Here is an 8,043-nt window from a genome sequence, read left to right as displayed (position 1 = left end):
CCCGAGAGCTGACCCCCCCCGACGGCCGCGCCCCTCCGCTGGAGGGGCGCGGCGGCGGCGGTCGGGCTACAGGGCCTTGTCGACGAACACGGGGGGCTGCTCGGGGCGCTCGAACCTGCCCAGGGCGCGCCGCTGGGAGCGGGCGTGCACCACGGCCTCCGCGAGGCGCTCGCTGACGTCGACCTGGCGCTGCAGGAGCCGGCGGGCGCGCTCGGCGAACTCGGCGGGCACGGGGCCGAGCAGCGAGGGCGCGACCCAGTCCTGCGCCGGCGGAGACGGCGGCAGCTCGTCCACGCCCTGGTGCAGGGACCGCACCAGCTCCTCGGCGGTCTGCACGTCCAGCTCCACGGCGTCCAGGGCGGCGGCCCACGCGGTGCGCCAGTCGTCCCCCGCCGCGTCGGGGGCGGGCCGGGGGTCCTGGACCTCGTGCGGGGCCGCGGTCACGCCACGCCGGCGGAGGAGGCGCCGCTGAGGTGCTGCAGGGCGGCCTCCCGCCACGCCTCGGCCAGCGGCTCGACGATGTCCACGCGGCAGGCGGCGGTGCGCTCGGCGTCGCCGGAGAGGTTGGTGGCGACGAGCTCGCTGCGCAGCCAGGTGTACAGGCCGCTCAGGCCGGCAGCTCCCTCCCACGCGTCGACCTTCAGGCTGCTCTGCAGCTCGGCGACGATGTCCTGCGCGTGCACGAGGTTGGTGTGGGCGGTCTGGCGGTCACCCGTGCGCTGCGCCTGCTCGGCGCGCTGCAGGTCCAGGACCAGGCGGTCGTAGAGCATCACGAGGAGGGCGGCCGGGCTGGCGGTGGCCAGGGCGTCGTCGCGGTAGCGGTTCGCCTGGGCGGTGCGGCCGAACGTCGTCGCGGTCATGCGGTGTTCCTCCACGGGTACGAGGGGGTTGCTGCTCATTCCATCGGCACGGGACGGCCGACCTGAAAGGGTGGACGTGCTCTTTCGTGAGGAGGCGACCCCCTGCCCGGGGAGAGCGACAGGGCCGGGACGGTGGCACGCACCGTCCCGGCCCTGTCACCGGTCCCCCGTCAGCCGAGGCTGGCGAGCTGGCCCGAGAGCCAGCTGGCCTGGCTCTTGACCTTGCCGAGCGAGACCTCCAGTGCGGCGTAGTACTTCTCGTAGCGCGCGCGCTTCTGGGAAAGGCGCTCGTCCCACTGCGCGATCTGCTCGTTGAGCCTGGTGATCGAGTTGGTCTGCCCCTTGGCCGCCATGACGAGCGAACCCGTCGTGCTGTCGGTCGCGGCCTTGGTGACGGCTAGAAGCCGGTCCGCCACGCCCTCGGGGTTGGCCGCCTTGGTGACGGGGTCCACCGGCAGGGACTTGCCGGAGACGAGCCCCTGCACCTTCAGCGGGTCCGCGGCGTACGCGGTGAGGAACTTGTCCTTGTCGAAGCTGAAGCTCCCCTCACGGGTGAACTGCAGGCCGAAGGAGGCCGTCGAGGCGGAGCCGCCCAGCGCCGAGGTGACCGCGTTGACGATGCTCCCCTGCAGGGTGCGCAGGGTGGCGTCGCTGCGCAGCACGCCGGCGCCGGTGGCGGCGGCCCCGGACGCCCCGGCGACGCCGGCCTTGGACTGCTTGCCGATCTCGGCGAGCGCGGCGTTGGCCGCGTCGACGAGCCCCTTGACCGAGTCGGCCAGGCCGGCCGGGTCCGGTGCCACCGACAGCGTGGACACCCCGGGCTTGGCCGCGGTGAAGGAGACGCCCGCCATGATGCCGCTGTAGGTGTTCGACGGGGAGATCAGCTGGATGGCGTTGTCCGGGCGGACCGGCTTGCCGTCCTGGCCGGTCAGGCCCGACGGGCCGCTGGGCAGCAGGTAGAACTCCGCGTTGGCGGCCGGCGTGACGGGCTTGAAGACCGAGTCGCCGACCTGCGGCCCCCCGGGCTGCTCCCCTTGCGTGATGTTGAACTTGCCCTCGGTCTGCCCGGTCCGGGCGGAGGTGATCTGGAGCCGGTAGGTGTCGTCCGCCATCCGGATCGCGACGGCGTTCACGCCCAGCTTGGTCGCCTTGTTGATCGCGGCGGCCACGTCGCTCAGCGTCCCCATGCTGGGGGTGAGGGTCAGCGACGTGCCGTCGTCCCGGGAGATCACCATCGGCAGGCCCAGATCGGTCAGGCCCGCGGCGTCGTTGGTCACCGGCTTGGACAGCACCGAGCGGCCGGTGGCGAGCTTGGCGACCTCCACCGTGACGGAACCGGCGGTGGCCGCACCCGTGGAGGTGACGGCCACGGCGTCGCTGGAGGAGGTGGCCTTGGCCGCCCCCCAGGCGCTCGCCTTGGTCAGGGCCTCGGCCGCCGTCTGCAGGGCGGAGACCTTGGTGTTGACCGACTGGTAGGCCGATGCCTTGCTCTGCGCGGCGGTGACGCTGCTCTTGAGCCGGGTCTGCTGCACGGCGTCGGCGTTGACGAGCGCCGAGATGATGCTGCTGGTGTCGAGGCCGCTGACGAGTCCGTCGACACTGGACGAGGAGATGGACGTGGACATCACGGCCCCTCACTTTCTCGTTCGTGGTCCTGATACGGGAGCAGGCGGGGGGCTCCGGGGTCTCCGGTGCCCCCCGCCTGGTGTGAGGTCGACTCAGGTGCGAGCCGGCCTCAGGAAGGACTCGTGGCTCAGCCGCGCAGCAGGGAGAGCACGTTCTGCGAGGCGGAGTTCGCCTGCGCCAGCATGCTCGTGCCCGCCTGGGACAGGATCTGCGACTTGCTGAACTTCGTCATCTCCTTGGCCATGTCGGTGTCGCGGATGGCCGACTCCGACGCGGTCAGGTTCTCGACCGCGACGTTGATCGAGCTGATGACGTTCTCGAAGCGGTTCTGCTGCGCACCCAGGCTCGCGCGGGCCGAGTTGACCTTCTTGAGCGCCGCGTCGATCGCCGTCTCCGCCGCGGTGCGGCCGCCGGCCGTCGTGACGTCGAGCCCGCTCACCGCGAGACCGGTCGCGTCGAAGTCCTGCGAAACCGTCACCGAGATGGAGTCGGCGTTCTTGTCGCCGACCTGGAACTTGCCGGCGAAGGAGCCGTCGAGCAGCTTGACGCCGTTGAAGCTGGTGTTGTCGGAGATGCGGGTGAGCTCCTTGGCCAGCTCGTCCATCTCGCCCTTGATCGCGGTCAGGGACTCGGTGCTGTTGGTGGCGTTCTCCGCCTGCACCGTCAGGTCGCGCATGCGCTGCAGGATGGTGGTGCTGGTGTTCAGCGCGCCGTCGGCGGTCTGGATGACGTTGACGCCGTCCTGGGCGTTGCGCGCGGCCACGGTCAGGCCGCCGATCTGCGAGCGCAGGCCCTCGGAGATGACCAGGCCGGCCGCGTCGTCGGCAGCCTTGTTGATGCGCAGGCCCGAGGAGAGCTTCTCCAGCGAGGAGTTCAGCGTCTTGTCGGTGGCCTGCAGGTTGCGGTAGCTGTTGAACGCAGCGATGTTGTTGTTGACGCGAAGACCCATGGTGATCATCCTCCGTGAGCGGGGTCGGACTGCTGAGGGCCGGTCCGTCCGTGGTCCGGCCCGTCAGGCCGCGGGTGCGCGCCTGACACCTTGTTCATCGGCCGCCGCCGTCCCGGCTTGAGGAGTCCACGTGCGGCGAACGGGTGATGCTGCGGCCGACGGGACCCGGGTGCTCACGGCGCGCGACGCACGGTGCCCGCCCGCCCGCCGGCACGGGCGGGGACGACGAAGCGCCCCACCCCGACCGGACGGGTCGGGGTGGGGCGCTCCATGGCGGGTGCGCCTCAGGGGCGAGGCGCCCTCAGGTGTTGCTCGTGGCTCAGCCGCGCAGCAGGGAGAGCACGTTCTGCGAGGCGGAGTTCGCCTGCGCCAGCATGCTCGTGCCCGCCTGGGACAGGATCTGCGACTTGCTGAACTTCGTCATCTCCTTGGCCATGTCGGTGTCGCGGATGGCCGACTCCGACGCGGTCAGGTTCTCGACCGCGACGTTGATCGAGCTGATGACGTTCTCGAAGCGGTTCTGCTGCGCACCCAGGCTCGCGCGGGCCGAGTTGACCTTCTTGAGCGCCGCGTCGATCGCCGTCTCCGCCGCGGTGCGGCCGCCGGCCGTCGTGACGTCGAGCCCGCTCACCGCGAGACCGGTCGCGTCGAAGTCCTGCGAAACCGTCACCGAGATGGAGTCGGCGTTCTTGTCGCCGACCTGGAACTTGCCGGCGAAGGAGCCGTCGAGCAGCTTGACGCCGTTGAAGCTGGTGTTGTCGGAGATGCGGGTGAGCTCCTTGGCCAGCTCGTCCATCTCGCCCTTGATCGCGGTCAGGGACTCGGTGCTGTTGGTGGCGTTCTCCGCCTGCACCGTCAGGTCGCGCATGCGCTGCAGGATGGTGGTGCTGGTGTTCAGCGCGCCGTCGGCGGTCTGGATGACGTTGACGCCGTCCTGGGCGTTGCGCGCGGCCACGGTCAGGCCGCCGATCTGCGAGCGCAGGCCCTCGGAGATGACCAGGCCGGCCGCGTCGTCGGCAGCCTTGTTGATGCGCAGGCCCGAGGAGAGCTTCTCCAGCGAGGAGTTCAGCGTCTTGTCGGTGGCCTGCAGGTTGCGGTAGCTGTTGAACGCAGCGATGTTGTTGTTGACGCGAAGACCCATGGTGATCATCCTCCGTGAGCGGGGTCGGGCTTTCTGTGGCGCCGGGCCCTCCGTGGCCCGGCACTGAGTCCATCGGCCGGTCTGCGCCGGACCTGAGCAGGTTTCACACCGGCGTTCGGGTGACGCTCCTGTCGCGCCAGCGCCACCACCCCCTGGAGTCCCTCCAGCCACACGGGGCCGCGGCATCCCGCCACCGGCGGGGCGCTCGACACCCGTGGCACCTCGCACCCGCCTGCGTAACTACTCAAGCACAGAGAGTGGCGGCTTGTCTCGGTGACGGCGTGTCCACGGACACCGAGAGCCCCGCTCGACCCGGGGTCGGCCGGGGCTCTCGGGCGGTGCAGCTGCGGGCAGCTCCCTCAGGCCGCCACGAGGGAGTCCGCGAAGGACGGCGAGAGTTCGCGCACCGCGGCCAGCACGGTGTCGACCTCGGCGTCCTCGACCTCCGCGAGCACCCCCTCCAGGACCGGCAGCGCGTCCGCCTCGCCGACCTCGGCCAGCACCACGCCGCTGAGGATGCGGGTGAGCCGGTCGCACTCGGGCGAGGCGAGGATGCGGCGCAGCGGGCAGCGCTCGGCGAGCCCCGCCTCGCGCATCCGCAGCGACCACTCCAGCGCGCGCGGGAACGCCAGGGACGCCCACTGCTCCCCGACCGCCAGCAGGACCGCGGCCCGCGCGCGGCCGGCGGCCCACAGCGCCTCGAAGAACGCATCGGTGAAGTCGGCCGGCAGCCGCTGCAGCTGGCCGACGAAGGGCTTCTCCAAGGACGGCGGCAGGGCGGCGACCGTGCGGGCGGCTCCTTCCGCGTCGGTGGCGAGGAGGCCGACGACGAAGGGCGCCTGGAGGTTGGTGCGCCCGTTCGGGAGGTGCTCGAGGACCAGTTGCGCAGCCTCCTCGCGCCGCCCCTGCTCCAGCACGCAGCGGACGAGGTCGTCGGTGCAGGACTCGGCGTCGAAGCGGATGCCGATGCGGTTGCGGGAGTCGCGCACCGAGCGGAGCAGGCGCTCGGCCTCTGCGTAGCGCTTCCCCGCCATCGCCACCCGCGCCTCGAAGGCGCGGCAGACCTGATCGTCCTCGCCCCAGGTGCGCATCGCCGTGAGCCACTCCGCCGCCAGGTCGAGGTCGCCGACGGCCAGCGCGCACGAGACCGCCGTCTGCGCGGCGAGCAGACCCGTGTCGAGGGGGGCGGTCTCCCGGTCGATCGCAGCGAACGCGTCCAGGGCCTTGCGGTGGTCGCCCACCATGGCCGCGGAGCGGCCGACGTTGACGTGCAGGAAGGCGAGGTCGTGCTCGCCGCGCGCCCGGGCGGCCTCGAGCTCCGCCTCGGCGACGCGGAGGTTGCGCGTCCCCTTGTCGCGGTCCACGACCCGCAGCAGCGTGTACCCCGAGTGCTCGAACACGAGCCCGGAGTCCGCGCGGTGCAGCACCTGGCCGCGCCGTCCGACGAGGCGCTCGTGCAGCGCGCCCGCCCAGCGGCAGTGCGCGCGGCGCAGCACCCGGGGCACGCGGGCCTCGGTGAGGCGGCCGGCGCCGCCCCAGGTGTCCGAGGCCACGGCGACCTCCAGCACGTCCGCCCGGTTCTCCCGCTGCAGCGCGCGCCGCCACGCGCGCACGTCCCCCCGCACCACCTCGTCGGCGTCGACGGACACGACCCAGGTACCCGCGCAGTGCTCCAGGGCGCGGTTGCGGGCGGCGCCGAAGTCGTCGTCCCAGTACCCCTCGACCACCCGGGCGCCGTGCTCGCGGGCGACCTCCCGCGTGCGGTCGGTGCTGCCGGTGTCGTAGACGACGATCTCGTCGACGAAGGGCGCCAGCGCCTCCAGGGACGCGGCGAGCACGTCCTCCTCGTCCTTGACGATGTAGCAACCGCTCACGTACACCGATCGGGCTCCCACGAGCACCTCTCCCCTCGTCGGCCGGTGGGCACCTCCCGGGCCGGCTCGTCCAGGCATCGACCGGACGGGGGACGGGGGCCCCGGTGGGAGCCGTCAGCGCACCGTCACTGGATCACGCCGGCGCGCAGCGTGATGGCGACCATCTCCGCGCGGTCGCCCGTGCCCAGCTTGCGCGCGATGCGCGCCAGGTGGCTCTTCACGGTCAGCGCCGACAGGCCCAGCAGCGCGCCGGTGTCCTTGTTGGAGCGGCCGTCGGCGACGTGCTGGAGCACCTCGATCTCGCGCTCGGACAGGCTGTCCACGCCCGACTCGCCGGTGCGGCCCTCGAAGCCGGTGCCCTCCGGGCGGGTCGTGACCAGGTAGCAGCGCACCCCGGCCGCCACCGCCCCGCGCACCGCGAACGGGTCCGCGTTGCTCGAGAGCACCACGCAGCGGTTCCAGCCCGCCGCGCGCAGCTCGGAGACCAGCTGGGCGCCGGAGCCGTCCGGCAGCCCGGCGTCGGCGATGAACAGGGCGCGCGGGCCCGTGCGGGCCATGGCGCGGGCCTGGGCCACGCTGCCGGCGTGCTCGACGTTCACCGCGCCCAGCATGCGCAGGGTCCGCGTCACGGACTCCCGCACGGCGGGGTCGGCGACCGCGACCAGCGCGGCGAAGCGGCCGAGTCGTGACGGGACGGCCATCCCGGGGCGTTCGACGAGCGCAGTCACCGTCGTCCTCCAACTGGCACTGGGCGACCGCCTCGTGCGGAACGCCTCACTGGGGAGGTGATCGGCCCGCGCGCGCCCGGACTTGACCGTCCGGGGCGCAGCGGTGCGCCGCGGTGCCCCGCCGACCGGCCCGCGGCGCCGCTCAGCGCTGCGGGCGGGGCAGGGCGCTGACGCCCTCCGGCAGCGGCGGCAGCCCCGCCACCGTGCACAGCAGCAGCGACCACGCCTCCAGGTGGGCCCCCACCTCGAACGGGGCGCCCGCGCCACCTGCGCCCCCCGTGCCGGCGTCGGTGCCCGCGGCCAGCGGCGTCCAGGACGCGCGCACCTCCACGTCCACCGACGGGGGGCGGTCCGCCAGCGCCCCGTACCCCTCCGAGAGCACCCGGGTGACCGTGCCGCCCACCCCCGCGGCCAGCGCGCCGTGCTCGCGCAGCGCGTCCTCCAGCCAGCTCCAGCCGACCTGCCCCAGCATCGGGTCCGCGCCCACCTCCGGCTCCAGGTCCGCGCGCACGTACGTCACCACCCGGAACGTGCCGCCCCACTCCGCCGGCGCCGCCGGGTCGTGCAGCAGGATGAAGCGCCCCGTGGCCAGCTCCTCGCCCTCGGAGACCACGTCCCCGGCCAGGGCCACCGCGTGCGGCGCGATGCGCGCCGGTGCCGGCACCTCGGTCAGCGCGACGTCCGCGCGCAGGCGGACCGCGCGCAGCGCCCGCACGGCGCGCTCGAAGGCGTCGGGCGCCGCACCGGCGCGGGCCCCGCCGGGCACTCGGGAGAGCGTCACGCCTCGGGAGACTAGGGACGCGCGCCCCGGCGGCGGCGGCGGCGCGCCGGGGGCGCCGTGCGACGATCGGGCCGTGCCTGGACC

The 8,043-nt window shown here is 73.4% G+C and carries 8 protein-coding genes; all 8 read right to left on the bottom strand.

Translation table 11 applies throughout. The features are described 5' to 3' along the window. Nucleotides 1-66: 66 nt before the first annotated feature. The gene (locus tag GTR00_RS09485; protein WP_166611382.1) at nucleotides 67-444 is read right to left on the bottom strand and encodes a hypothetical protein; all 378 of its coding nucleotides are present in this window, start codon (nucleotides 442-444) and stop codon (nucleotides 67-69) included. Next, nucleotides 441-860, bottom strand: a complete 420-nt coding sequence (gene fliS / locus GTR00_RS09480) for a flagellar export chaperone FliS (protein WP_166611381.1) — start codon at nucleotides 858-860, stop codon at nucleotides 441-443. The genes GTR00_RS09485 and fliS overlap by 4 nt, the downstream gene beginning before the upstream one ends. Nucleotides 861-1,030: 170 nt before the next feature. Then, nucleotides 1,031-2,485: a flagellar filament capping protein FliD gene (gene fliD, locus GTR00_RS09475; RefSeq protein WP_166611380.1), complete on the bottom strand. Its 1,455-nt coding sequence runs from the start codon at nucleotides 2,483-2,485 to the stop codon at nucleotides 1,031-1,033. Between the two features lie 128 nt (nucleotides 2,486-2,613). Then, nucleotides 2,614-3,435, bottom strand: coding sequence for a flagellin N-terminal helical domain-containing protein (locus GTR00_RS09470; protein WP_166611379.1), 822 nt, complete (start codon nucleotides 3,433-3,435; stop codon nucleotides 2,614-2,616). 319 nt (nucleotides 3,436-3,754) lie between these two features. Beyond that, a complete protein-coding gene (locus GTR00_RS09465) occupies nucleotides 3,755-4,576 on the bottom strand; it encodes a flagellin N-terminal helical domain-containing protein (RefSeq protein ID WP_166611379.1) in 822 nt (273 codons plus the stop codon). 359 nt (nucleotides 4,577-4,935) lie between these two features. Next, nucleotides 4,936-6,471, bottom strand: coding sequence for a glycosyltransferase (locus tag GTR00_RS09460; protein WP_166611378.1), 1,536 nt, complete (start codon nucleotides 6,469-6,471; stop codon nucleotides 4,936-4,938). A 104-nt stretch (nucleotides 6,472-6,575) separates the two neighbouring features. Beyond that, nucleotides 6,576-7,178, bottom strand: coding sequence for a response regulator transcription factor (locus tag GTR00_RS09455; RefSeq protein WP_166611377.1), 603 nt, complete (start codon nucleotides 7,176-7,178; stop codon nucleotides 6,576-6,578). Between the two features lie 142 nt (nucleotides 7,179-7,320). Further along, entirely contained in the window at nucleotides 7,321-7,959 is a 639-nt protein-coding gene (locus GTR00_RS09450; protein WP_323132362.1) for a DUF3000 domain-containing protein, read from the bottom strand. Between the last annotated feature and the right edge of the window lie 84 nt (nucleotides 7,960-8,043).

The organism is Kineococcus indalonis, assembly GCF_009906395.1.
GTDB lineage: Bacteria > Actinomycetota > Actinomycetes > Actinomycetales > Kineococcaceae > Kineococcus > Kineococcus indalonis.
This window is presented reverse-complemented; position numbering and strand designations above follow the sequence as displayed.